General features: G+C 46.2%; 25 protein-coding genes and 1 tRNA gene. 8 read left to right on the forward strand and 18 right to left on the reverse strand.

The features are described from left to right. From PLA23_RS00455 to PLA23_RS00475, 5 genes are all read right to left on the reverse strand, one after another. A partial coding sequence (locus PLA23_RS00455) for a DNA-directed RNA polymerase subunit A' (protein WP_324473555.1) occupies window positions 1-1976 on the reverse strand: 1976 nt, incomplete at its 3' end. A gap of 14 nt (window positions 1977-1990) precedes the next feature. Beyond that, window positions 1991-3811, reverse strand: a complete 1821-nt coding sequence (rpoB, locus tag PLA23_RS00460; RefSeq protein WP_324473557.1) for a DNA-directed RNA polymerase subunit B — start codon at window positions 3809-3811, stop codon at window positions 1991-1993. Further along, complete coding sequence (locus PLA23_RS00465) at window positions 3811-5367, reverse strand: DNA-directed RNA polymerase subunit B'' (protein WP_324473559.1); 1557 nt, start codon at window positions 5365-5367, stop codon at window positions 3811-3813. Before PLA23_RS00465 ends, rpoB begins: the two co-directional genes overlap by 1 nt. A gap of 18 nt (window positions 5368-5385) precedes the next feature. Further along, the gene (locus PLA23_RS00470; protein ID WP_324329911.1) at window positions 5386-5637 is read right to left on the reverse strand and encodes a DNA-directed RNA polymerase subunit H; all 252 of its coding nucleotides are present in this window, start codon (window positions 5635-5637) and stop codon (window positions 5386-5388) included. Between the two features lie 64 nt (window positions 5638-5701). After that, window positions 5702-5775 (reverse strand) — tRNA-Lys (locus PLA23_RS00475). Between the two features lie 279 nt (window positions 5776-6054). Here PLA23_RS00475 and PLA23_RS00480 point away from each other — a divergent pair. Then, on the forward strand, window positions 6055-7230 hold the full coding sequence (locus PLA23_RS00480; protein ID WP_324329909.1) for a hypothetical protein: 1176 nt from the start codon (window positions 6055-6057) through the stop codon (window positions 7228-7230). Window positions 7231-7762: 532 nt separating this feature from the next. Here the strand turns inward: PLA23_RS00480 and PLA23_RS00485 are convergent. After that, window positions 7763-9352, reverse strand: a complete 1590-nt coding sequence (locus PLA23_RS00485; protein ID WP_324329908.1) for an FMN-binding glutamate synthase family protein — start codon at window positions 9350-9352, stop codon at window positions 7763-7765. Between the two features lie 221 nt (window positions 9353-9573). Here PLA23_RS00485 and PLA23_RS00490 point away from each other — a divergent pair, with 221 nt between their 5' ends. Continuing rightward, window positions 9574-10137: a ferritin gene (locus tag PLA23_RS00490; RefSeq protein ID WP_324329906.1), complete on the forward strand. Its 564-nt coding sequence runs from the start codon at window positions 9574-9576 to the stop codon at window positions 10135-10137. Window positions 10138-10163: 26 nt separating this feature from the next. Here the strand turns inward: PLA23_RS00490 and PLA23_RS00495 are convergent, their stop codons facing one another. Then, window positions 10164-10901, reverse strand: coding sequence for an MJ1433 family protein (locus PLA23_RS00495; protein ID WP_324329904.1), 738 nt, complete (start codon window positions 10899-10901; stop codon window positions 10164-10166). Window positions 10902-10970: 69 nt separating this feature from the next. Between PLA23_RS00495 and PLA23_RS00500 the strand changes: the two genes are divergently transcribed. Together PLA23_RS00500 and PLA23_RS00505 are read left to right on the forward strand one after the other, a co-directional pair. Continuing rightward, on the forward strand, window positions 10971-11309 hold the full coding sequence (locus tag PLA23_RS00500) for a hypothetical protein (RefSeq protein WP_324329902.1): 339 nt from the start codon (window positions 10971-10973) through the stop codon (window positions 11307-11309). Between the two features lie 44 nt (window positions 11310-11353). Beyond that, a complete protein-coding gene (locus tag PLA23_RS00505; protein ID WP_324329900.1) occupies window positions 11354-12220 on the forward strand; it encodes a hypothetical protein in 867 nt (288 codons plus the stop codon). Here the strand turns inward: PLA23_RS00505 and PLA23_RS00510 are convergent, their stop codons facing one another. The 10 genes from PLA23_RS00510 to PLA23_RS00555 form a co-directional block, all read right to left on the reverse strand. After that, window positions 12221-13042: a hypothetical protein gene (locus PLA23_RS00510; RefSeq protein ID WP_324473561.1), complete on the reverse strand. Its 822-nt coding sequence runs from the start codon at window positions 13040-13042 to the stop codon at window positions 12221-12223. Between the two features lie 80 nt (window positions 13043-13122). Then, window positions 13123-13791, reverse strand: coding sequence for an ArsR/SmtB family transcription factor (locus PLA23_RS00515; protein ID WP_324329896.1), 669 nt, complete (start codon window positions 13789-13791; stop codon window positions 13123-13125). Beyond that, a complete protein-coding gene (gene alaS / locus PLA23_RS00520) occupies window positions 13784-16534 on the reverse strand; it encodes an alanine--tRNA ligase (protein ID WP_324473563.1) in 2751 nt (916 codons plus the stop codon). Before alaS ends, PLA23_RS00515 begins: the two co-directional genes overlap by 8 nt. A gap of 19 nt (window positions 16535-16553) precedes the next feature. Continuing rightward, the gene (locus tag PLA23_RS00525) at window positions 16554-16907 is read right to left on the reverse strand and encodes an SWIM zinc finger family protein (protein ID WP_324329582.1); all 354 of its coding nucleotides are present in this window, start codon (window positions 16905-16907) and stop codon (window positions 16554-16556) included. After that, the gene (locus PLA23_RS00530; RefSeq protein WP_324329584.1) at window positions 16904-17641 is read right to left on the reverse strand and encodes a Nif3-like dinuclear metal center hexameric protein; all 738 of its coding nucleotides are present in this window, start codon (window positions 17639-17641) and stop codon (window positions 16904-16906) included. Before PLA23_RS00530 ends, PLA23_RS00525 begins: the two co-directional genes overlap by 4 nt. Window positions 17642-17680: 39 nt before the next feature. Further along, the gene (locus PLA23_RS00535) at window positions 17681-18202 is read right to left on the reverse strand and encodes a hypothetical protein (RefSeq protein WP_324329585.1); all 522 of its coding nucleotides are present in this window, start codon (window positions 18200-18202) and stop codon (window positions 17681-17683) included. Then, on the reverse strand, window positions 18203-18508 hold the full coding sequence (locus PLA23_RS00540) for an MscL family protein (RefSeq protein ID WP_324329587.1): 306 nt from the start codon (window positions 18506-18508) through the stop codon (window positions 18203-18205). 57 nt (window positions 18509-18565) lie between these two features. Beyond that, window positions 18566-20515, reverse strand: coding sequence for an agmatine deiminase family protein (locus PLA23_RS00545; protein WP_324329589.1), 1950 nt, complete (start codon window positions 20513-20515; stop codon window positions 18566-18568). Beyond that, on the reverse strand, window positions 20512-21600 hold the full coding sequence (locus PLA23_RS00550; protein ID WP_324329591.1) for a DMT family transporter: 1089 nt from the start codon (window positions 21598-21600) through the stop codon (window positions 20512-20514). The genes PLA23_RS00545 and PLA23_RS00550 overlap by 4 nt, the downstream gene beginning before the upstream one ends. A 79-nt stretch (window positions 21601-21679) precedes the next feature. Then, entirely contained in the window at window positions 21680-22507 is an 828-nt protein-coding gene (locus tag PLA23_RS00555) for an ABC transporter substrate-binding protein (RefSeq protein WP_502883584.1), read from the reverse strand. A gap of 143 nt (window positions 22508-22650) precedes the next feature. On the opposite strand from PLA23_RS00555, the gene PLA23_RS00560 reads away from it, so the two are divergent. The 4 genes from PLA23_RS00560 to PLA23_RS00575 all read left to right on the forward strand — a co-directional run bounded on the left by PLA23_RS00560 (window position 22651) and on the right by PLA23_RS00575 (window position 25689). Next, window positions 22651-23475: a basic amino acid ABC transporter substrate-binding protein gene (locus PLA23_RS00560; protein ID WP_324329595.1), complete on the forward strand. Its 825-nt coding sequence runs from the start codon at window positions 22651-22653 to the stop codon at window positions 23473-23475. 119 nt (window positions 23476-23594) lie between these two features. Continuing rightward, the gene (locus PLA23_RS00565) at window positions 23595-24266 is read left to right on the forward strand and encodes an amino acid ABC transporter permease (protein WP_324329597.1); all 672 of its coding nucleotides are present in this window, start codon (window positions 23595-23597) and stop codon (window positions 24264-24266) included. Between the two features lie 4 nt (window positions 24267-24270). Continuing rightward, the gene (locus PLA23_RS00570) at window positions 24271-25023 is read left to right on the forward strand and encodes an amino acid ABC transporter ATP-binding protein (protein WP_324473567.1); all 753 of its coding nucleotides are present in this window, start codon (window positions 24271-24273) and stop codon (window positions 25021-25023) included. Between the two features lie 9 nt (window positions 25024-25032). Next, a complete protein-coding gene (locus PLA23_RS00575) occupies window positions 25033-25689 on the forward strand; it encodes an amino acid ABC transporter permease (protein WP_324329600.1) in 657 nt (218 codons plus the stop codon). A gap of 17 nt (window positions 25690-25706) precedes the next feature. On the opposite strand, the gene PLA23_RS00580 is transcribed toward PLA23_RS00575, so the two are convergent. Then, a complete protein-coding gene (locus PLA23_RS00580; RefSeq protein ID WP_324473568.1) occupies window positions 25707-26393 on the reverse strand; it encodes a hypothetical protein in 687 nt (228 codons plus the stop codon). Between the last annotated feature and the right edge of the window lie 260 nt (window positions 26394-26653).

Consider the following 26653-nt stretch of genomic DNA (forward strand, 5'->3'; position numbering starts at 1 on the left):
AGATCTTCATCGTCGATCGCAAAGGTAAACCCGTCATGCATGATTGCACGAATCGAGAGGCGGGTCATATCATCAATGAACCGGGCCGCACGCTCATAGCCGTACTGTCTGATAATACGATGGAGAATTGCACCGTCAAACGCACCGACCGCTTTTTTATCGATAACACCTGACTTTAATTCCCCATCAATGATCTGCACATAGGCATCACGTTCACAATTAACCCGCTGACATTCTTCACAGCCCTTACAGGATGATGCACGGAAGACCATGTTCAGATCATCAGGGAGGATCTTGGAGAAGATCTGTTTGTTGGACCAGTATTTTATGCCGTTTTCAACCTTCCCTGGTTCTCCCAGACGTTCTATCCGGTTATTCTTGAGGAGATCAATGGTCTCTTCCTTGGTAAACCACCGGAGGGTGTGCGTCAGAAGGAATATCCCGGATATATGATCATGGATACCACCGATGATCGGCCCGCCAAACCGTGGAGAGAGAATATTCTCCTGCACCGCTGCGAGCATCGCTGCTTCCACCCTGGCCTCTTCGGTCTGAGGAATGTGCAGGTTCATCTCATCACCATCAAAATCTGCGTTATATGGAGGACATACAGCCGGATTCAGACGGAATGTTTTTCCATCCATGAGCCTGACCCAATGTGCCATGATTGACATCCGGTGAAGAGAGGGCTGCCGGTTAAAGAGCACAATGTCGCCATCACGAAGATGACGCTCAACTATCCACCCGACATCAAGCTGATCAGCAACAAAGTCAAGATTCCCGTCATCGTTGCCGGTCCCTTTTACCAAACGGATGCGGCGCTTATCAGGTCGTATGACATAATTTGCACCACAGGGTGAACGGAGCGTTGGCCGCTCAGGACCGACCCTGACAATCCGGCGGAGTTCATCAATATTAAAGGCGGTAACCTGAACCGGTATCGTCATTTCGTTCGCGATCTTCTGGGGAATACCAACCTCATTCACTGACAGGTTAGGATCAGGAGAGATGACAGTACGTGACGAGAAGTTCACACGCTTGCCGGATAAACTTCCTCTGAAACGCCCATCTTTTCCTTTCAGACGCTGAGAGAGAGTCTTGAGCGGTCGGCCGGACCGATGCCGTGCAGGAGGGCACCCGGCAACTTCGTTGTCAATATAGGTAGTTACGTGGTACTGGAGCAGTTCCCAGAGATCCTCAATGATTAATTGTGGTGCTCCGGCATCCTGATTCTCCTTGAACCGCTGGTTAATCCTGATGATATCAACCAGTTTGTGAGTCAGATCGTCTTCAGAACGCTGACCGTTCTCCAGGATGATGGATGGACGCATGGTGACCGGCGGGACCGGAAGGACGGTCATAATAGTCCATTCAGGACGTGCCACACTTCCAATGATCCCAAGCTTCTCCAGATCATCATCAGGGATCTTTTCAAGCCGGGCACGGATATCTGCCGGGGTAAGTTTGTTCTCGACCTTCTTCCCCCGTTCATCAGTTGTAATCTCAGCGAACGTGGTCGGTTTTTCAAAGTTGATCTTGAGCTGCTGCTCACCACAGTGCGGACAGATACACTCCTTTTTGACATCCTTCTCACTAACCGAGTCACTTCCCATCTCCTCTTCCGGTCCGATGATCTTCTCAATCTCTTCATCAGACAGAAGCAGACGACCACACTCTCTGCAGGTGACACGGAGCAGCTTTCTGATAAGCCGTGTGTATCCGACATGGATGACTGGTTTTGCAAGTTCGATATGACCAAAGTGTCCGGGGCATTCACCTGCTTTCTGACTACAGGTCTTGCACCGGAGACCAGGGTCAATCACCCCAAGATGCAGATCCATCAGACCCTGGGGATACGGAAACCCGTCATCATCATAGGTATCCGCCCAGATGATCTTTCGGACACTCATCTGTCGGATCTCTTTCGGGGAGAGGAGACCAAACTCGATCTTCCCGATCCGTTTAGGACTTGGCATTGCTTCTCTCCTCCTTATACAACGTCCTCAAGAATGAGACGGGGAGCTATGGTCATGCTCTTCATCTCATCAAGGAGTAATTTGAATGCATACGACATCTCGACCGGGTAGATATCGGTCTCACTGCCACAATTGAGACATCGGGTAATATTCTGTTTGCGATCCAGCATGGCAACCATACCACACCTGGCACATACATACTCAGTGACCTTGTCGGACTCTTCAAGGAGACGTTCCTTCAGAGCCATGGCTGCACCATGACCGATCATGACATCACGCTCCATCTCTCCGAAACGAAGACCTCCTTCACGGGCACGACCTTCTGTCGGCTGGCGGGTAAGAACCTGCACCGGACCTCTGGAACGGGCATGCATCTTGGATGACACCATGTGGTAGAGCTTCTGATAGTAGATAACTCCGATATAGATGTCTGCATAAAACCGTCTGCCGGTGATCCCGTCCCACATAGCCTCACGACCGGTGTGTGAAAATCCAAACTTTTTCAAAGATGCACGAAGATCCTCTTCACGTTCCCCGGAGAATGCTGTACTCGCAATCCGCCGTCCCTCAAGGGAGCCGACTTTTCCACCAAGCATCTCAAGCATATGCCCTATCGTCATACGTGACGGGATGGCATGCGGATTGATGACCAGATCAGGAGTCAGTCCGCCGGCGGTAAATGGCATATCCACACTCGGTGCAATAAGGCCGACAACTCCTTTCTGTCCGTGACGGGATGCAAATTTGTCACCAACTTCCGGGATACGGAGATCACGGGTTCTGACTTTGACAAGTTTGGAGTTATTCTCTCCTTCGGTCAGAATAACCGTATCAACGATACCATGTTCGTTTGAACGCATGGTCACTGAGGTATCCCGGCGTTTTTCTACGGTGATCAGCTCAGAGGTTGGTTCTTCCAGGAACCGGGGCGGGGAGGTCTTTCCGATGATGACATCCTTCTCCCTGACAATGGTCTCCGGATTAATGATCCCGTCCTCGTCAAGATTTGCATAATAATCAGCGCCATGTGCCCCGGTTACATCCTCATCCGGAACTTCAATGCGGTCTATCTGCCCTCCCGGATACCGGCGTTCTTCTCCTTCATAAGTCCTGAAAAAATGTGAACGCCCGACACCGCGGTCGATGGATGCCTTATTAAAAATAAGAGCATCTTCAATGTTATATCCTTCATACGAGAGGATAGCAACGACGAAGTTCTGACCTGCCGCCCGGTCATCAGATCCGATAACATCAGAGGTCTGAGTGTATACAAGAGGTTTTTGCACATAATGGAGCAGGTGTGCACGGGTATCCAGCCGGAGCTTCATATTTGCACAGCCAAATCCAAGTGCCTGCTTGACCATTCCTGCTCCCATGGTGACACGGGGAGATGCATTGTGTTCAGGGAAAGGAACATGTGCTGCTCCTATTCCCAGAATGAGCGAAGGATCAACCTCAAGATGCGTATGTTCGGGAGTAATGTCTTCCGGCTTGATGGCGATGTTGAGATCTTCCTCTTCTTCCGCATCAATCAGCTCGATATATCCCTTTTTGATAAGATCAGAAAACTCGATCTCTTTGTTCTTCAGCTTCTGAACTTCTTCCTCAGGAATGATCGGAGCGCCGTTTTCAAGAACAATGAGAGGCCTTCGTGCCCGGCCTCGATCAGTGTGAATGATAATATCCCCGTTAAATTCCTTATACGAGCAGTTTACTTCAGTCGAGATGACACCCTGTCGTCTCAAAGAACGAATCTGGGTTACCAGGGCCTTTGGATCATCTACCAGCCCGATAAGTGCTCCGTCGACGAAAACCCGTGATTTTGTGGTGATCATCAGACCTCAACTCCTATTCTCTCAACTCCCATGCCATAGAGCATCCGGATGATCTCCTCATCCGACTGGACACCTTTACTAATCTCCACCATCTGGGCGAAGTTTTTCACCAGACCACAATTTGGTCCTTCCGGGGTCTCACTTGGACAGATACGACCCCACTGGGTCGGGTGGAGATCACGGGCCTCAAAGTGCGGCTGGGACCGTGATAATGGGGATATTACTCTTCGTAAGTGTGATAACACACTCATGTGATCAACACGATCAAGCAACTGGGACACACCGGTCCGTCCTCCAACCCAGTTCCCGGTTGCAAGCGGGTGAAGAAGACGTTCGGTCAGCACATCAGCGCGGACTGCCGTTGCAATGGAGAGATCACGATGCCTCATACTTGCACGTTCCAGTTGATACTTGACATCACGGGTCAGCCGGTTCAGGGAAATACGGAAGAGGTCTTCCATTAAGTCACCGGCAAGTTTCAGCCGCTTGTTTGCATAGTGATCCTTGTCATCGATACGACGACGGTCAAGAACCAGATCAAAACAGGCTTCTGCCATACGACCAAGGAAGTGAGCCTTTGCAAGCCGGACAGAATGCACAATCTTCATGCACTCCTCATCCTCTTCGTTCACGGTCCGGGGCATCAGGTAGTTTAAGTGGGGAAGGAGATAATTATCAAGGACAAACTCAGCTCGTTTGCGCTGATAATCACGGGTCTGGTTGGGTGCCAGTTTCTTACCGACATACATAACCCCGCATTCCACCGTCTCACACTCGCTCTCCTCCAGGTTCTGCATCATGAAGGTGAGGATCTCTTCATCGGTTGAGACTGCACGGACAATATCGGCATCACTGGTCATTCCAAGAGCCCGCATCATATCGACAAACCGGAGATGACCGGCAACGGAGGGAAATGTTACTTCAAGCAGGTTCTTCCGGTTCCGCTCAACGACGACCAGAGCACGATATCCACGGAACTGGGAGAATACCTTTGCAACATAGATACGCTCATTATATCGCTCGGTATATTCGGTCATGATCTTGTTTGAGGCAAGATCTTCAAGCGTCATGAGCACACGCTCAGTTCCGTTCACAATAAAATAGCCACCCGGATCGAGCGGGTCCTCTCCATGGGCAATCCGCTCCTCATCGGTCATGCCATAGAGGTTGCAGGCAACAGACCCTACCATGATCGGAAGCTGCCCAATCGTCGCAGTCACCGGTTCATGTCTGACTCCACCCTGAACAAGAGTCAGATCAAGCTGAATCGGTGCTGCATACGTGATGTTCCGCAGCCGTGCCTCCCCCGGATAAAGCTCCGATTGAGACCCATCCGCTTCACGAACCAGCGGTTTTAAAATTTTCAGGTCTCCAAGTTCTACAGAGACCGGTTCATTCCCTTTCCCCCGTGACTCAATATCCGTCTCAATGACCCGCTGCTCATCAACGACCTTCTGGAGATTGTTGAGAAGAAAATGATTATATGAGTCAAGCTGGTGACGGGCAACGTGTTCACGGGAAAAGTAAGCCTGAGAAAGTATACGTAAATCTATCAACAGATCAGCCCCGGAAGGTTATTTTTTGGGTCGTCTTACTACCAGACGGTAGGATTCTGCACGGCCGGCAGTCATACTTTTTCTGACGATTTTAATTACGTCGCCAATTCTGGCCCCTATTGACAATACTGCCGGATCGTCATGATAAATCTTCGGCAATTGTTCGGGTCCAATCTGGTATCGAGCATAAAGGTTTTTTACGTCTTCTTCGCTCATGATACTGTGTTCTGGTACCATCTCATGTTTCAGTACGTTCAGCTCGGCGGTCACGCCATACCCCCTGGAAACGCTTCTCGGTAAAAAGTCTGCACAAAAGACCACAACTGTCGTGGAGCGGGCTCGAGGGGATTTGAACCCCCGACCACCTGGTTAAAAGCCAGGCGCTCTGCCTAACTGAGCTACGAACCCCGTTAGTCACTGATCTGTAGCAGTATTAGAATGATGTTTTAACATATAAATATTGCCCAGTCAATTCCCATGACCTCAAGGAAAATTCCGATGTTCCACTGAGATCTTGTCTCATGACTCCGCATATTAAAAATCAGGTGCTGCGCGGGAATAACTTATATCTGTCTTCATGGTGTAGTTTTACAGGAATTGTCCATCTCCCCGGAGAGGGAAAAATACTCTGGATGATTTTTTACAATACCATACCCAGCGGAATATGGAGGATAGTGTCAGAAAATAATGGATGATCTCGCACAATGGATAGAGTCACATCATAAACTGTGTCAGCCGCGAAGAGAGCATGCACTACGGGCATTACGCCATCTTTCACGGCTTGAGAAGAAAAATCTCTTTTCAGACGAGATATCCTACATGCGATCAGCAGAAGGGCGCTGGTTTGAGATGATCACCTATGAGCTCTTTCTTGATATCGCAGACAAGACTGATGCTATCAAGACGGTCGTCCTCAAAGGGGGGGATGTAAAAGGAAAAAAACCTTTCCCTGCCCTCGGTCAGAATGGTTTTTTTTATTCACGAAACGGAGACATCACCCTCAGGGGGAACGGACAGGATCTTGCAGAGTTTGATCTCCTCATGACAAAACCGGATGGGTCAATAATATTTGTTGAGGTCGTTACATCCCCTTCTGATCTTAAGGATTTTCTTCAGGAGATCTACTATAAAAAACAGGTCATCAGGTATCTGTTCAACCAGAAGGCAGTTACTTTTATTCTGGTGACATCATTTCCCCTTACCAACTACAAAGGCGGACGAAAGGTCTTAGGATCTGAAGAACATATCTCTCTTTGTACCCGCTCGTGCGATAATTTCAGGAAACATATCGCAGGAACATGGAACAAGCAGTCACTGAAACCATTTCTTCCTGTAGGAAAGACCTGCTTATCCACTGATCTCATCACCGCTGCACCGTTTCCGTATAAACAGTTTCATGACATGGAGCGGGAATGGGTTTTCACTCATCTGGGCGGAGAAGGAATCATAGATCTTCCCTCACCCTACCGGACTCATACTTTGGTAAAGAAGATCCTGTTTGGAAGGCTCTTTCCTTCAACAGCCAGACGCCTGTGTGAACGGTACAGGTTTGTGTACCGGGATAAGGAGTACAATGGAGAAGAACTGCAATCCCAGTTTTCAAAGATCATTCTTGCCGCCGATATTCCGGACTATAGTCCCCTTATCTACCTCAAGCCGCGCCAGAAGAAAGAGTATTACAAAATGGTCTATGATGGTCAGGGGACCTTTAAGTATGAACGAAAGACTCCCCCAAAGGTCGGGTTTTATATCTGGCTGGAGTCATTGGAGCCTGAACTCGGATATCAGGTTGCTATAAAACTCATCGATGCGTTATCGCAGTACTGTTTTTCAGCACCGGTCAGACAGCCGCCAGGATCCTAAAAAAATCGAAAAATCGCTATTGATCATGAAAATTGAGGCGTAATTTCGGTCATTTATTTGTTAATATGGAATGTCTCCCATAACCGCGTGCCAAACGAGATTTCGATCAACCCTATGATATCGATGCATGAAAAGTTTTGTAGAGATATCAACCGTTCTTCCGAGCAAATCTTCTCACAGATTATAGAAACCAGATCAAAAAGACCTGCCTTTATCCATATCCACCAAAATAGTAATAATCTGAAGATGCTGATTCTTCTCTTCTGGCAACAAAATCAAAAAAAGATATTAGTTGCCGGATGTTTTCTGGTGATTGCGTTTTTCATCTCAATGGAAAACCAGAACCTTAATAAATGAAGTCTTATCTGTACTCATATATTCTCCCTCTGAAATGCTTAGAATTGATGAAAATAAGTTACTATCAAATTTTAATGATGACTAAGACGGGGAGTATTGTACGATCTCTCATCTATGAATTATGAGACCACTGGAATAAAAAGAATATATGGTGGATTAGACCAAATCTGATTGCTTATTCAAGGAGGATATCCCATGCCTGGTCGCGGTATGCTTCCATGACATAGGGGATACCTGAAACTTCTGCTGCTTCAGGAGTGAGAGCCATCAGATCATTTCTGCTTACAGACTTCAGGGAGAAGTTCCTGCTTCCTGCCATAATCTGCTGCATTCCGGTTCTGAATTTCTGTGCATAGGTGTATATACCGATTGCACCAACCGGAATTTCACTCATCCGGGATCCATACTTCTCTTTCAGGGTCTCGTAGGTAACAAAGAGCTCGGGGATGGTGGATCCGTACTTCGAGACGGTCTTTGGAAGATCTCCCTCCTTGATCCATTTCTCAATATTCTTTCCTACCATTCCCGGAATCATGAGGGCACGGCCCATACAGACGGCCTTAAAGTAGGGAGCACCCATTGCAAGTGCCTTGAATGCATTTGCCTCATCTGCAAATCCACCGGCGATTGCAAGGTCAGGGACACGCATTCCCTTCTTCTTTAATGCCTCAGCCATCTGGTATGCAAGGGACTGAATATAGAATGTCGGGATACCCCACTCATTCATCATTGGCCAGGGGCTCATACCGGTTCCACCTGGTGCTCCGTCGATGGTCAGAAGATCTATCTTTGCTTCAGATGACCAGCGGATAGCCATTGCAAGCTCCTTCATGGAGTATGCACCGGTTTTCAGAGTGACACGTTTAAAGCCGATCCCCCTCAGACGGTCAACCTCTTCAAGGAATCCTTCTTTTGAGACAAAACCAAGTCGTGAGTGGCGTTCAAACTCCTTGATAGCGCCGTCCTTGAATGCAGCAATATTGTCTGATTTGGTTGGGTCTGGAAGAACAATATAGCCGCGTTTTTTCAGCTCCTGGGCTCTTTCAAGGTTTCTTACTTTGATCTCTCCACCAATACACTTGGCACCCTGCCCCCATTTCAGCTCAATGGTCTCAAGGTTGTGCTTGGATGCAACGTACTCTGCAGTCCCAAGACGGGTATCCTCCACGTTCATCTGAACGAGAAGTTCTCCATATCCCTCATGGAATTTTTTGTACGTGTTGATTCTGCGATCCATTTCCGGTGAGGAGACAACCTTTCCGTCAGAACCAAGTTTCAGTTCAGGATCAACACCACAGACATTCTCACCACAGACAAGCGTGATCCCAGAAATTGCTGCTCCAACGGCGAAGTGCTCCCAGTTGATTCGTGCAATATCAGTAGAGCCCAGTGCACCGGTGAAGATTGGAACGCGCATCTTTACCTTGATGTCCCAGCCGTAATCGGTTTCTGTATTGACATCATCAAAAACTGCCGTATCAGGATTTGCTGCAACGCCTTCAGGAAGACCATTTGCTCCCTGTGCATATCCCTGAATATTCAGGTGAGAGTAATCGATCGGGTAGTTCTTGTCTGCCCCTGCAGTGACCTCACCAAAAGGCCCGGGATACAGAACTTCTCTTCCCCGAAATGATGCAAGCCATACATCACAGGCTCCTTTACACCCGTCCACACAACGGGAACACATACCAGACATCGGAACAACATCACGTGAGCGATTTACAGTCCCGACTGCCTCATTGGAATTAGGACGTTTAAGATTCATGGTAACTTCTCCCTGTGCACAGAATATATCTGTACCGGATGAGATGGTCCGGTAATATCCGAACAAATTATCTTTCTTTGTGAACCGTATAATCTCTTTCCTTCCGTCACTCTTAAAAGATATTTGGAAAGTATTTAAGTAAAACGTAAGAAGGAAGTAGATTATCACACAAATGGCCGAATACCTGCACCTTAAAATATAAACAGGTATAATCACCTCTCATGCCACCGAAAATAAAAGCTCCTGCAGCATCTGCAGGCAGCATGAATCCAAAGGTTGAAAAAGCGCTCAATGACCAGATCAATGCGGAACTCTACTCCGCATATCTGTATCTCTCCATGTCTTCCTGGTTTGACTCAGTCGGTCTGCGGGGATTTGCAACATGGGAACGGGTACAGGCCATGGAAGAGCGGGATCATGCATTAAAGATATTTGACTATGTTCTAACCCGTGGCGGCCGTGCAGTCATGCGTCAGATCGATGCACCGCCTACAACATGGAAAGATGCAAAGGATGCCTTTGAAACCCAGATGGCGCATGAACTGAAGGTGACAGGTCTTATCAACGATCTGGTAACCCTGTCATTTGCTGAAAAAGATCATGCAACGGTGAACTTTTTACAATGGTTTGTTAATGAACAGGTCGAGGAGGAGGAGAATGCACGAACAATCCTGGACCAGCTGAAGATGATTACCCAGGAAAAGGGAGTGGGTCTTCTCTATATGCTTGATAAGGAGCTTGGAACCAGAACCTACACACCGCCGGCTCCATCATCATCCTCATAACACACCCAATTTTTGGTACGGAAAGGTCAGACAACCTCGATCTGTGCGGATGGATCAAAGGGGTTTGTTCTAACCGCAAGAGAGAACAGATACGGATAATTTCGGTACAGATACCCCATATAGAAAATCCATTCAGAGGTGAGTGCACGATAGACCCTGCTGATGTCCCCGGCAAGATGAATCTGATCGGATTGTGGAAGGCAGGACGGATCCTTGCGATGGCCTAACTCAGCAGCGAGATGAAACACAGCCTGAAGAAGTGCTGTAAAACTCTGGTGCTCAAGCATGACCGGATTTTCGATCAGTCGTAATAGGAAATTACGTTTTTCCTGTAAAAAGTCCTGAATTTCCACAAAATTGATTCGGTTATGATCAACCTGAAAACGGTGTACGGATGCCGCTTTTTTCATTGCAGTTTCATTTGGACAATCCGTGCCCTGCATGATAAATGAAGAACCAAACGAGTGACAATCAGGATCGGCATGAATCATTCGTTTCAGAAGATCATTCCCAACTTCGGTAAAAAAAATCCCGATAACCATATTCAGTTTTTCAAGACGGGTATTTCTTGCGCGTCGTGAGAGAAGCTCATTGATCACCAAAGTGACGAGGAGGACATTGATAAACAGAAATCCAAACGAGTTGAAGATATACTCAACCGTTCCGGAGAGATTATCAATAACCGTCAGTTTGGTAATATACACCAGGATAGAACAACAAATCAATAGAATACCAAGCCGGGCCTGCCAAGGTATGGATACCATACATATCTGATTTCTTCTGATTGCATTACTACCTTCAGGACTAATAGGTTCGGGCACTGATGTGTACATATGCCCCGTGAATTATCTTTTCGCGATATTGAGCTGCTGAAAATTATGGCTCCTGAATTCTCCGGGGAGCAATGTAGTGGTTCAGGGATGCCATATCGATCCCTGCTGCCTCCGGTTGCAAACCATTATGCCACAAGTAATGAGGATTTCAAGGCACGGATTGAGAGATTACCGATCACTGATCTCAGATATCTCGTTGATCTTATCATGAGCGGGGAAGAGAGTCTGCATTGCATCCCGCCTGAATATTATGCAATACTTGAGAGCAGGGTTTCTGAAACACTGGGGGAAGATATTGCCCGACATTTAGGGAGTTTTTACGCGATGAGTTGTGAATAGCGTTATGCACTATCGCAATATAGAAGATCGTCAGAACTCTATACATGCAGCTCTACCGGTTTCTTTTCATAGGTCTTACCCTGCTCTTTATCTGTGCAACCGGTCTTGTCCAGGGGTACATTATCACCATAGATGCACCAAAAACCGTAGTGAAAGGAAATCCCCTTGTGGTGACCGGCACCACATCATTTCCGGAGGACTCCTATTTCGACCTGGTTCTTTTTTATTCAAAATACACTGCTGGTGAAGTTGCCAGAACCAGGGTTATCGTTGACCGGACACAGGCATTCAGGGTTGATTTTGATACCAGGCACCTGGAGCGGGGACAGTATAAGGTTGAGGTCCATACCATCGTATCAGATAATGAATTGTTTGTTGAGCGCCAGCTGGGTTCATCATCTGTTATCAGAAGAATTGTACAGATCACCGATCGATCTGATGAGATTACCATTACCTCCCCAAAATCACAGCCTCTTTCCCAGGCACTCACAGTATCCGGACGGATGAGAGGGATTGGTGACGGAGTACTCACCATGCGGGTCTTCGGACCTGATGATTTCACCTACGGACCTCTGCAGATTATCACAAAAAAAGCATTTGCAGATATCTCAGGAGAATTCTCAACGACAGTTCCTGTTTCTTCACCAGGTGAATATCAGGTAAGCATGTCTGACAAAAACGGCTATATTGGTGAATACCCGTTTACTGTCACAAAGGAAATCCGTGAAGAGGAGACAGGTATCACCACACTCCCAACAACGGAAATACCAGTCAAACCAGATACTCCACCACAAACAATACCTGAAACTCCAGTACTTCCATCGCCGACAAAAACCCAGACTCCCTTCGGACTTCTGGCGGGGATGATTGGTATAGCCTGCTCAATCCTCATTTTCGGTAAGAAAAAATGATTATGAAAGGATATCGATAGCGTTAATATTTCCAACACTATCATTTCCAGGAAAGTCTGGACTAATATGCATAAGTGGCCATGCAGGCGTCGGCAGGTCAGGGGCAAACAGGCCGACAATATACTTGGGCAGATCTGATCCATCCAGCTGATCTGCAATCAGGTAATCCTTGGTTCCTGCAATTGTTTCCCAGGGAATTTCTGTAGAATATCCGTCCTGCCCGGTAATCTTTACTGTTGTATCTATGACAGGTACAATATTTTGTGATGCAAAGAGATCAGGTAGAGTAATACCCCGAAATGTTCCGGCATTTGTGACCTTCTCGGTTGAATGGTGTAAGATCAGTTCTTTCCATTTCTCTTTTGGAATCTCTATATCGACTCCGTCTGATCGTACATGTAAGATCCATTCATCGGTTGTTGAAATCCCGATTGATGTAATCTTTTTGACACCTTCTCCAGAAAGATCAGACCTAATTACAAGATCAGGACCAGACTTTTCATCAATTATCAGATATTTGTCGTTTTTTGCAATTTCGGGATAGGGAATGTCCAGGTTTGTCTCTCCGGTTATGTGAACAATATCTCCAGGACCAAGTGTTTTCCCTTTATCGGCAAGAGCAGTAACTCTCCAAAGGGGTGCACCCAGAGAAGACTGTCCGTTTATCTGAGTGGCAACTCCTTTCTTCTCAATAATACTCTGAAGATCAGCAGGAGAGACTGTTATTTCTCCATCCGGACCCGTGAGCGTGATACTCCATGATGAATCGGCAATAATAATCCCGGTCATCAGAGCGATACATACTATCACCTCGAGGACCATTCGGTGGACTTGCATGACAGATAGTAATGAATGTGTACAATATACACGTTTCGTATCAGAACATACATCGTGGAAATTTTTTATTTCCGATGAAAATAATCCAGAAGAAGGCCGACAAGAATCACCACAGCTGCCACGATCAGAATGCCTGCAGCCATATCTGTAAGAACTGGTGAGACTGAAGATGCTGCATCGGTATATGGTGACATTGCTGCCATAGGTGCCGGAGCAAAGTCCGCCGTACGCTCCATTGCATATGACGTGACATTTGCTTCCATTTTCAGCACCCCACCCGGATACATATCCATCTCATAAAGTTTAACCTGAGAGGGTTTTTGGATGAACCCGTATATCATAAGAGCAGCCAGAGCAAGAGGAAGAGAAAAAAGGGCTGCACATTTCGTGAGGACTTCTTGTATGTCAAATGGTTTTGGAGAGACGATGAGGACCTGATCAATAAGCCGGTATACCTTCATCTCACGGCCCTTCACACTGTATTTGGTTCTGCTCACCTCAATAAGGCCGGCAGATACAAGATTTTCCAGATGATACATGATGGTTGAGACAGGAGTCTGCAGCTCTTCAGAGAGCATCATGGCAGTCACTTCCCTCCCGGTCATACAAGATAGGATCTTTCCAGCAGTCTCACTCGCGATTGCCTTCCCGATGAGCCGGGCCTGTTCATCATCAGGAGAGAGCAACAGAATTTTTTTTTGATCTGAAAAATTAGAGGCTTTTTTATCAGACATGAAGGGTTTTCTTTATGAACTCCTCTCCGGCAGAGAGAGCATCATCAATTTTGGATACATCCGGTCCGCCTCCCTGTGCAAGTGACGGTTTTCCTCCACCCTTCCCCCCAAGAACCGAGCAGACAGCTGCAATAAGATCACCTGCACGGACATCCTTCTGACCTGATGAAACCACCACCCGGGCAGACTCTCCCCTGGCAATGAGAACGGCAATGCCTCCTGTATCCGATATTCCTGTTGCCAGCTTCACAAGTTCCGGATTTGGGAGATCCAGTCGTTTGAGAAGGACTGATACCCCGTTATAATCAGCAGGTTTGAGGTTTTTCAGTTCCATCTCACTGATTCTAGCTGAAAGGCGTTCTATCTCCTTTCTCTGCTCCTTCCATTCTTCAAAAAACCGTTTGGCAGTTGCAGGAAGGGCCTCAACCTGAACAGAAAATGCTTCTGCTGATCGGTTCAGAAGATCTTCCTGGTGATGTTTGTGTTGTATAGCAGCGATTCCAGCGGCAAACTCAAGCCGCTCAACACCATCCTGTACATGCTCTACCCGTATGATAGATATCATCCCGACATCTCCTGTATGAGCACAATGTGTTCCGGCACAGGCCTCAATATCACCTGCAACTTTTACAACACGAATCCGTGAACCTGGTGGTACACCACCCTGGTACAGACAGAACCCGTACTTCTGCTCCGCATCGGTCCGGTCTTCCCAGGCGATTGAAGTAGCACTGTTTGCCATAACAAGCCGGTTTGCAACCACCTCGATCTTTCTCAGTTCTTCAGGAGTAATATGTTTGTAATGGCGGATATCGATTCGTGAGCTGTATTCACCCTTTTGGGCACCAGCCTGATGGATGTGGGCACCAAGAACTTCCTTTGCTGCATGCAGGAGAATATGAGTTGCCGTATGATGCCTCATCAGGGATAATCTGCGGTCTTCATCCAGAATACCACGAATCATATCACCTTTTCGGACAATACCACCGTCAATCCGATGAAGAATGGACTCTCCAAGTTTGATGGTATCAGACACCCGGACCGTCAGCCCGTCAGGTGTCAGGAAAAGACCAGTATCCCCGGGCTGTCCTCCTCCTTCAGGATAAAAGAGCGTCTGATCAAGAACCACATACTGACCGTCAAATATCTCAAGGGCACGGGCCTCAAACTCCATCGAACCCGGACGTTCATAATAGAGCTTTCTCGTCTCCGGAAGATGAGCCAGCCGATCAAGATAATCAAAGAGTGGATTTTTCTCCTGAACCTCTTCTGACTCTGAGTGCATATTTGCGATACGTGAGTAGAAATCATCAGGAAGATCCACAACCGCTCCCTGAGCTGTAGCAAGATCCTTAACCATGTCAGGGGGAATACCATGCGAGTCATAAAGCGTGACGATCTCTTCGAGCGGTATCTTTTCACACTTCTTCTTATACGTCTGTGCCAGTCGTTCAACAGTTCTTGCACCCCGCTCCATGGTCGTTCGGTACTTTTCTACCTCCCGGTCAACAATCTCCATCACCACATCAGGATCCTGCTCGAACTTTGAAAGACCGATAATCTTCATCTGACGCTCGATCAGATCCCCAAGTTTGTCATCAGGAAGATTCAATTCCCGCATCATCCGCAGGGTCCGGCGAAGTACCAGTCTTGCAAGGTACCCGTCCTTTGCATTGGAGGGAACAATACAGTCTCCAAGCATGTACGAGAGACAGCGGGTGTGATCCACAATTGCATAGACGCTCTCAACCGGGGCGATCATCTTTTCCAGCTTGTCGGTCGGAATACCGATTTTATCAGCAACTTTCTGGCGAAGTTCAAATATCCGTTGCCCGGATATATCCATAAGACCGGCAAATTTTGCATTTTCTCCAAGAATACGTATGAAATCAGGATCATGTAGCCGGTGACCAAATCCTGCCTCCTGCATCACATGACTGACCATCTCGGGAAATACCGCATCATAGATAGTCGGAGATCCCTGTGATGCCCATACAAACCGTTCAAGACCATAGCCGGTATCCACAATCCGGAGCGTCATCGGGTAATAAGGAGTTCCTTCCAGTTCAATCGGGGGTTTATCGGTCTTCTGCTTTCCAAGACTCATGAACACCAGAGTTGCAACCTCAAGGCCACCAATCAGAACCTCAACACTGGGACCTGCATTCCCGCCCCCGATCCATGGATGCTCTTTATATGTTACCTTCTCCTTGTTGGCCCCAAGCGATGTCAGGAGCTGATCACACAGTTCAACGGTCCTATCCTTCCAGTAGATCTCCTTATCATCCGAGTTAAAGGCATGATGAGCCATCATCTCAAAACAAGTCAGATGACGACCTGACCTCCCGACCGAATCAAGATCGTTTAACCGGATACAGGGCTGTGAAATGGTGAGCGGATTTGCCGGGGGTGGGACTACACCACTGGTGACAAATGGCTGAAAATCTGCAATGGATGCTATGGTCAGATAGATATCATCACGCCACCGTGCTGCTACCGGGTACCGGTCTATCCGGGTATGGCCTTGTTTTTCAAAAAATGAGAGATAAGCCTCCCGCATCTCATCCACACTGTGTGGTCTGAAGATTGGATTGCCGATAAACTGATACGGTTCACAGGGAGCATCCCCACATACCGTTCTATCTGGATCCCGTGTCCAGAATGCTTTTCCACACGAGGTACAAATGTTACGCGTCAGACCTTCGGACTTAAAATATTCGAGTTGATATTCATCTTCCATCATGAGGGTTGCCTACGATGCCTTAGATATCCGTTTGTATCCTATATGGGATAATTCCCTGTTCTTTCAGATCCTGATAATACCAGAGATCGATGAGTTCATACCTGCCAATCGCCCGTGCAATACACACAGCCAGAATATGTGCACATATTTTTGCCCGATGAAGAAAATCGTCACAGGAACAGTAGTTACCCTCAACAACATACTCCCCGGTCTCACCGACTACAACGAAGAAATCACGATACCGCTTGACCCGGTCATCATCTACAATCTCAAGGGCTTTCTCACCGCGATGACGATAATATGCTGATATTCTCCTTCGCATCCGCTCATCAAGAACATTTGTCTCATACAAAACATCGATCGGACTTGTCATGAGAGGGAGTGCAGCACCGGCATGTCTTCAATATACTCCCAACCATTATGTTCAGCCAGAACGCGCATTGCAGGAGATTCCAGGGCATAATGGGTAGACTCAAGAAGGGGAATCGGAGATGAACGATACACCGAATGCCGAAGCTCTGCCGAAAGAAACGCGTCCGCCCCACAGGAGTGAGCTTCCCTGATAAGGGCGCTGTCAAAGCCGGAACCGGCAACAATTGCAAGTCTGTGAATATCTGAAACCTCTCCCCAGATACGCAAAGGTGCCCTGAGAATCCGTGAGATATCTTCCAAAGTACCAGAACATGAGCCGACAAGACCGAGTGTCATGGGCTCTCTCTCTTTCAGACCCAACAGATCGGCCAGAATATCATTCACACCTCCAGAAACGTGATCCCAGTTGGTATGCATGACATACACATTCATTTCAGCGCGAAGAATCATAGAGAATAATCTGGCATCATCACCGCTGATTGATGTGAGGGGAGTCCATATGGGCGTATGATGGGCAATAAGAAGATCTGTTCTTTTTTCAATCGCTTTTTGTACAACATACGGGGTAACATCCAGACAGGTGCAGATTTTCGTGATATGTTCTTTTCCTTCTATAATCAGACCGATTCTTCCGGCATCAAATGGTTCTGCCAGTTCCGGTGGTGCAAGACCTGTAAGGAGGCCTAATATCTCATCCCGCGACTGAAAAGAGACTCTTGATGAATTGGATGTCATGTAATGAGATTGCAGAGCATGGTAAAAATGATTGTGAAATCAGGATATTGAAAAAGCCAATGATTGAAGTTCCTCCTCACCCTCATCTATTCGGCCCTGGCAGATATAAATGGAGGCCCGAATCAGGTGTGCCATGACAATATCATCTGATCCTTCTTCACCCTCTGCAATAATCCTGCTGACTAATGCAAGTGCCTCCGCATCTGCTGCAGCCTGCATAAGAGCATATGCATGAGCAATATAAGGTCCGCATTTGCCAGGTTTCAATGAACGCACCTTTCTGTCAGAACCAAACCAATTCCTGTGATACCTGATCCGCCATCCAATAACATTCAGAAGTTGGCCGGCCTGATCAAAAACCATCCATTCGGTTGGGGCATGTATCACAATTTCCTGAAGGAGCCTGACTGCCTCATCAATATCCCCGTCCTGTCTTGAAACCTCATAAAGAGCTTTGCGAAAGATCTCATGGACAGGGGATGGATGAGTACAGCAGAAAGGAGGAGCAATCCTCCCTGCTATCATATACCAGACATCCGGAACGAAATCAGGTACAGACATCTACTTTTTTTCTACCTTTTCTTCTTTCATTACATATTTGGCGATGAGAAAGACCACCAGAGCGACAATTATAAAATTGATACACTCCGCGGCAAAAGGACCGATACCAAGCTGTACAGGGCCGAGAGCCAGCACAGCCTCCTTCCAGTCACCAGATGGAGTAAGAACGCCAATAAATGGCATAATCAGGTTATCAACAAATGATTTTACGAGAGCTGTTGCAGCTACACCCATGATAAATGCAACTGCAAGGGCAACCACCTTGTACTCTTTTAAAAATTCAAGAAATTCAGAAAGCAAAGACATATGGATCAAAGATACATCCACTGGTATACACGAAGAATCTTTCCCTGTTTCAGACAGTCAGGCAGAGGGTTGTTGCTGCGTTGCACAATGAATCGTTCCAAAACCCTCTACCATTGCCCGTGCAGGGATACCAATTACCTGCCGGCCGGGGAAGAGATTTTGAAGTATCTTAAGTGCCTTCTCATCATGTTTATCATCAAAGACCGGTACCAGAACTACCGTATTGCCAATATAAAAATTCATATAACTCGCCGGATATCGGAACCTATCATCCTGAACCGGATGAGGCATTGGAAGTGGGATTACCGTAAGTGGATTGTTATCCTGATCCCTGGCATGTAAAAGGATCCGGTAATTATCCTGCAATGGCTGATAATTCTCATCCTCCGGATCTTCCTCCAGAGCACAGACAACTGTCGTCGGATTTACAAACCGGGCCACATCATCGACATGACCATCAGTATCATCACCTGCTATGCCCTCATGTAACCAGATAATTTTCCTGACTAAAAGACTGTTCATTAGGCATTCCTCAATCTCATACTGATTTAGGTGGGGATTTCTATTTGGATGTAAAAGGCACTGCTTTGTTGTTAATAGGCAGCCTCTTCCATTGCTGTCAATTGAGCCTCCTTCAAGTACAATACCTGGCCGGAAGATCTGAAATCCAAGATCCTGGAATAACTCCCTTGTTTTTACTCCATCAGCAAGCAGTTCATCATACTTATTTCCCCATGCATTAAACTCCCAGAATACTGCCGATACCTCATGAAGTGCACGATTAACGACAAAGGTCGGACCATAATCCCGTATCCAGACATCAGAGTATGATCGATGATGAAAATTGATGTGAATGTTCTTTATATCACGAAAAGAGAGGAGATGCAAAATTTTTTCCTTATATGAGGGATCCGGAATAAGAAGTTCGACCCGCTCATCCCGGAGTGCAGAAAGGATAGAAAGATATGTCTCCTCAACTGCTTCCAAATGGGGAAATGTCAAATCATTATGGGGCCACGAAAGCCATACCGCATCATGAGGTTCCCATTCGGCAGGCATATGATATCCCTGGTTTGCCGGGGTACGAGAATCGGACATCTCCCCGGTTTGTCTGGACTGAATGAGTGAGGTATAGGTGTCCGGCCGTCTGTTTCTAAAAAACCCCCAGGCATTTCTGATCGAAGACCCAAGGAGGAGATCAACTTCTGCAATAATTATCTCTTCATCTGCCTTTGCCTGCACCATAACCTTTCCAAATGCATCGCAGATAAACGACCCACCAAAGAAGAAGAGTTCATCCTCCCATCCACACCGGTTTACTGCTGCGATCGGGATGCTGTTTGCAATAGCATGGGATCGCTGTATGACCTGCCATGCTTCCTGCCAGTCACCTTCAGCAGGAGTTTCGTTCCGGATATGTCCGATTGCAGTCGGATAAAAGATAATATCAGCCCCCTCAAGTGCGACTGACCGTGCTGCTTCAGGAAACCACTGGTCAAAACAGATAAGGACAGCAATCGTTGCAAATCTGGTATGAAAAACACGATATGCATTGCCAGGATAAAAATACCCTTTTTCATAGAAAAAAGGATCCTGGGGGATATGTACCTTCCGATAAGGGTCAAATAACGATCCGTCTGCATCAATTACCGCAGCACTATTGTATATGTGATTGTCACTTCCCCGTTCACAAAACGGAACAATCAAAACGCATCCAAGCGCTGATGCCAGATCCTTCATCTGCCGAATCAGGAGGCCATCACAGGTTTCAGCAACGAGTGAACTATCAAGTCCGATATACTGCGGGAAATACCTCGTAGAAAATAATTCAGGAAGACAGATAATCTGTGCGCCGTTATGTGCTGCCTCTCTGATTTTTTCAGTCGCTCGTGAAATATTATGATTTTTATCAGGACTTACAGATAATTGAATGAGTCCGGTTGTGCACATTCGTTTTCCCAATATATGAGTTGCTTCTATGAGAAAAGACCTGATGCCTTCTCTCATTTGTGTTCATGCTGGTGATGAAGATCGGGTGTATGAGGATGATCATGCATAACGGCAACATGAGCATGGAGATGACAATGATATCCGGAGGGTAAAACCGGCGGAGCATTGGCATCATGGTGATGATCATGATGTAGATCCTGATGGGTATGCCGATGATTATGAACAAGGGGGGGATGGTAATGCGGATGAGCGTGTTGCTCACTTACCAGAAGGTATACGCCAATAACCATTATGCACAATGCAACCGGAAACGCCTGATGAAATGACTCCTGAAAGAGTACAACTGAGAAGAAAACTCCAAAAAAGGGCGAAAGAGCAAGGAACAAACCGGTGCGTGTAGTTCCGAGAGAGCGAAGTGCCATCAGGAAGAAAACACTTGCAAGACCCCCGAAACTCAAAAATCCAATCAATAAATATACAGGGATCGCAACAAGTGAAGGAATCGTCTCACCAGCAAGAATGGCAATACCACCGGTACATATGCCTGCCGAGAGTCCCTTGATCATGATGCACATGAACGGATCCTTTCCTGATACACTTCTGCTGATATTATTGTCAAATGCCCAGAATAAACACGCAAGTAAAACACCGACGGCCCCGACAGACAGCCCGAACATACCCCTTGGATCATATGACAAAATAAGACATGAAAGTGTAATACATGCCATTGCGACCCAGATTCGTCTCCCTACCGCTTCCCTGAATATGAACGCTGCTACAAGACCGGTTGCAACCGATTCAAAATTTAATAAAAGGGAACCGATCGCTGCAGGAGTAATTGCCATTGAATACATGAGCGTTACAGGGGCTAGTACCCCTCCGAAAAACGACATCCCAGCAAGATAGGGAAGATCATACCTGGATACCGGGGATTCTAATGAGGGTCTTCCTCTCCGGATGATCTTTTGGCTCACGATCATACACCACATACCAAACCCGCTTCCCAGGTAAAAAAGGGCTGCCAACATGAGTGGACCGGTATCTGTCACAAAATATTTTGTTACCGGAGCACAACTCCCAAAAAACACTGATGATAACGTTGCGTATAAGAGTGGTACGTATTCGTGACGATGCGTATTCATGATGAGGACTATCCCAGGTCAGGATATTCCTGACAGGTTCATCATGATCAGGTTTATGCTATTCGAAAAAAAGGATGGATTATTCCATTTTGTACTTCTGTTTTAATGCTTCCCAGTCCGGTGACGCCATTAATTTGTCAAGACCTGCGTTGAGTTTTTCCAGAAGCTCAGTGTCATCCTTTCTCACTGCAATACCAAATTCTTCATTGGTCTCGACCATGCCAATCTTTTGTACCGGTTTTCCGGCGATGATATCATTCATTACCGTACTGTCATACATGACCGCATCAATCCTGCCAGAGATCAGATCATCAACAGCCAATGGGGTATTATCATATAATTTCAGATTGTCTGCAGGCATGAGACTCTTATTCACCAGATTTTCATCAATCCATATCGCTGCAGTGCATCCCCGCTGGGTCCCGATGGTAACTGATCCGTTCTTTACCTGATCAAGGGTTATTGGAGAACCTTCTTTTACCACAACCATCTGGTTCACCGTCCAGTATGGTTTTGAAAACGCAACTTTTTCCTTCCGTTCGTCAGTAATGGTCATTCCTGCATACACAAGATCGATCTTCCCGGCCTGTAGGGCAGGAATAATACCATCCCATGCAATCGGGATAAACTCTACCTCAAAACCCTGATCTTTTGCGATCCATTTCATGGAGTCCACATCAAATCCGGTTGCCTTTCCGTCAGGACCGACCATGGAAAAAGGCTGATAGGCCGCATCTATCCCGACACGTAAAACCCCGTGAGTCGCCTGAGGTTCAATAGAAGAACTGGTCGGTTTTTCTCCTGTTTCAGACGTCGCAGGAGGCTGCTGGATTGTCGCACATCCACTAAATACTACCAACAGGACCAGTCCGATAAGAGAAACCAGTACCAAACCTTTTCTTTTCATCAATGATGGGTTTGTTTACCACATTAATATGTATTCGGAATTGATTCAAATGTAAAAAGGGTTGTTTTTTACTATTGATTGACGCCTGTTACCTGTTGAAATACAAATGAAAACGGATAAATGAATAGTAATAAAAAATTGTGATGATGGACAAAAAGGTTGTATCGGTAGTTCTTGCATTCTTTGTTCTCATCGGTGTATGTCTGTGTGGATGCACAGAAAAACCAACCGGGGAAACACCTGCAATAAGCAGTGAAACAAATACATCAGAGCCTGTTTCTTCTGACAGACCGACATATATTGTCGGGATAGACGGTGAATACCCGCCGTACAGTTTCATTGACAAAAATGGTGAACCACAAGGGTTTGATGTGGAATCGGTCAGGTGGATTGCTGATGAGATGGGATTCCAGGTAAAGATTCAGCCCATGGCATGGGATGGTATTATTCCAGCTCTGCAGGCAGGTAAGATTGACATGGTCTACTCAGGGATGACCATCACCGACGAACGCAAGGAAGTTGTTAATTTCAGCATTCCGTACTGGAAGGTCAACCAGTCTGTTGCCGTTCATGATGACTCGAACCTGACCATGGAGGACTTTAAGGCTGGTGCAGGGAAAGTAGGTGCACAGCGCGGAACCACTGGCGCATTCTGGGTTGAAGAAAACCTTGTAAATAAGAGTATCTTGTCTCCTGATATGCTGGTGACCTATGATAACTTCCCTCTGGTTGCAACAGATCTTCAGAATAAGCGTATTGATTTTGCAATATATGACCGGCCACCAATGCTTGATGCAATAGCCGGAAAACCGCTTCACATTATCGGTGAAATTGATACCGGAGAAGAGTATGGTATTGCAATCAGAAAATCTGATACTGAACTTTTGCAGACCATGAATGAAGGACTTGTCCGTCTGATGGCATCTCCAAAATGGGCTGAACTTAAGCAGAAGTATGAGATGGAATAAATCAATTCATCTTTTCTTAACACCCATTACTGATTACAAATACCCACGCCATACATTATGCCTCCGGGATACGGATCATTCCTGGAATCCATGATGTCAGGGGCGGAGTTAACCAAACTATGGCATTATCCATTCTAATCGACTGGTTTCCCTATCTTTTTAGTGGAATTGTATTGACACTAGGTCTTGTGGCATCAGCCCTGGTTATCGGAGTGGGAATCGGATTGCCTCTAGCCCTGGGTCAAGTGTATGGATCACTCTTTGTTCGTACAGCAATCGCAACGTTCGTCTGGTTTTTTAGAGGGCTTCCAGTTCTCGTACTCCTATTTTTATTCTATTTTGGCATATTTCCTGCAATGGGACTTGACCTTCCGGCATTTTATGTTGGTGCCGTCGTACTTGGGTTATGGGGTGCTGCATACCAATCACAGGTATTCAGGGGAGCGATTCAGTCCATATCGGAAGGGCAGATGATCGCTGCACGTTCTCTTGGTATGTCAAAATTTCAGGCGATACGAACAATAATACTCCCCCAGGCCATGCGGATTGCACTTCCCGGATGGTCCAACCAATACCCGGAAGTCTTAACCGAATCATCAGTCTGTTATGCAATTGGAGTTGCTGAATTACTCACCCGGTCATCACAGATTGTTTCGCAAACCTATGTCACCATGCCGATATACCTTGCCTGTGCAGTCATATTTATATTTTTAAGTTATGCAGGCACAGCAGGCATTCATTACATCGAGAAAAGAATTGCTATACCCGGATTTGGTCCAGGAGGGGCATAATCATATGACTGACGAAAAATATATTCTACGAGTTGAAAATATTAAAAAATCCTTTGGAACGAATGAAGTTTTAAAGGGTGTATCAATAAATGTCAGAAAGGGCGAGACGATTTGTTTTATCGGTCCGTCCGGGACAGGAAAGAGTACTCTTCTTCGCTGTATCAATCAGCTGACTATTCCAGATAGTGGAAAAATATTCCTCAATGATGAGGAAGTGACCCATGCAGGACCACGGATAAACTATTTCAGACAAAAAATAGGGATGGTTTTCCAAAATTTTTTCCTCTTCGACCACCTCACCGCAGTCAGAAATGTGGAAATAGCCCTTCTCAAAGTAAAAAAGATGAACCCCAAAGAGGCACGGGAGAAGGCAATGTATGAATTAAAACAGGTCGGGATGGCAGACTGGGCAGATCATTATCCTGCTGAACTGTCAGGAGGGCAGGCTCAACGAGTCTCTATTGCCAGGGCTCTTGCAATGGATCCTGAAATCATGCTCTTTGATGAACCGACCAGTGCCCTTGATCCAGAACTGACCAGGGAAGTTCTTGAAGTTATGAAAAAACTGGCAATGGAAGGGATGACAATGCTGGTTGTCACTCATGAAATGGGCTTTGCATGTTCTGTTGCAAATACAATCTGTTTCATGGAACATGGACACATAAAGGAACAGGGCACTCCTGCAGAACTTCTGAATAATCCTGAGTTTGAGCGATGTAAGGCATTTATCGGAGAATTCAGGGAGTACAGTCAGTAAACCAGAATTATGGATCAGATTACCTTTATCACCACTATCATGCTCCCGGCCTTTTACAATGGCCTCCTCATTACTCTGGCACTCATCGCTGTTACAGCACCAATAGGCATTCTCCTTGGAATTGGCATTGCATGTGGACGGGTATATGGCGGAAAAGGACTTTCATCGCTGATGCATCTCTATACCACATTTTTTCGGGGATGCCCATTATTACTTCTTCTTTTCATTTTATATTTTGGTCTTCCCTCAATCGGTATCGTTCTTCCTCCTTTTGTTGCCTCAGTTCTTGGTTTTATCTTCTGTAATAGTGCATATAACTCCGAATACGTCAGGGGGGCAATTCTTTCGGTAAAAGAAGGGCAGCTTATTGCTGCAAAAGCACTGGGCATGACAAAAAACCAGGCTATTGTAAATATTGTTTTACCTCAGGCATTACGCCGTTCAATTCCAGGGATTTCAAATGAATTTATCTATCTCATAAAATATTCATCACTGGCATACATGATTACTGTCATCGAACTGACCGGAGCCAGTAAACTGATTGCAACAAAATATTTTGCATACAACGAAACATTTTTCGCAGTTGCACTGGTATACCTGGCGCTTGTTACCATTACCACATTCGGAGCAAATGCACTTGAGAAAAAATATGCGATTCCTGGATGAGTTGGATCTCCCTTTTTTTAAAGGATTTCAGGATAAACCGTTTCTGATTCCGTCTTTCCATAGACTTCGTCACCGGGGAATGATGCTTTTATTGCATATCTACCGTTATCATTGGCAGGAAACGTAAATTCAAAATAACCAATCTCATCAGTGGTGACCGGTCCAAGAGTCTGCCAGATTCTTCGGGCATCATCCTCGCACAGAGCACAACTGTATGATGGAAGACCAAATGAATACCAGATCTGGCGGTATGGAATTCCATTCCCTTCATTGTCCCTAAGCCAGCCACTCATCCGGGCCGATTCTCCCCTGAATACACGATTGAACGGTCCTGAAATAGTAAGCTCAGTCTCTTTTACTTTTGCCCGTGGGGTTACTTTTACCAAAACAACAGGACTTACAAATTCATTATACCTTCCAATAAAACTCCAGTCACCAATAGCATCAGCAGGCAATTCAAGATTGAAAAGACCATCTTTATTGGTTTTTATTTGATAATAGGTATCAGCCCTGCTCTCTTTGGGTGATGTTACCTGCAGAAGAATCCTATCTCCCGGACGAGACAGGAGTGACGGAACGATATAACCTTCAACACCTATAGTGTCACCGACTTCAACGACACTTTTCGATGTGGTTAAATCAATAGATGCAGTATCAGTTTCAGCACTGGTAGTTGCTGCATTCGTGGAACAGATACATAACATTCCAATGATGAATATCAAATGACATAATCGAAAAATTCCAGACCATTTCATCATACGACTTTCAATAACCTGAGGATCAGGCAACCATATGAGGTTTTCCAGTCTAAAAAATAAAATAAAACAAGGCTATATAATCCAAACAAATGTAAATCAAAGAAACTGAAGATAATCAGGGAAACCAGTTGTAAGGAGAACAGATTCTAAGCAATAGCAGCGAGGATGATTTCCCGAGGACTCGCGTACCTCAGTACCGTCACCCA

Source organism: Methanospirillum sp. (assembly GCF_035406105.1).
GTDB lineage: Archaea > Halobacteriota > Methanomicrobia > Methanomicrobiales > Methanospirillaceae > Methanospirillum.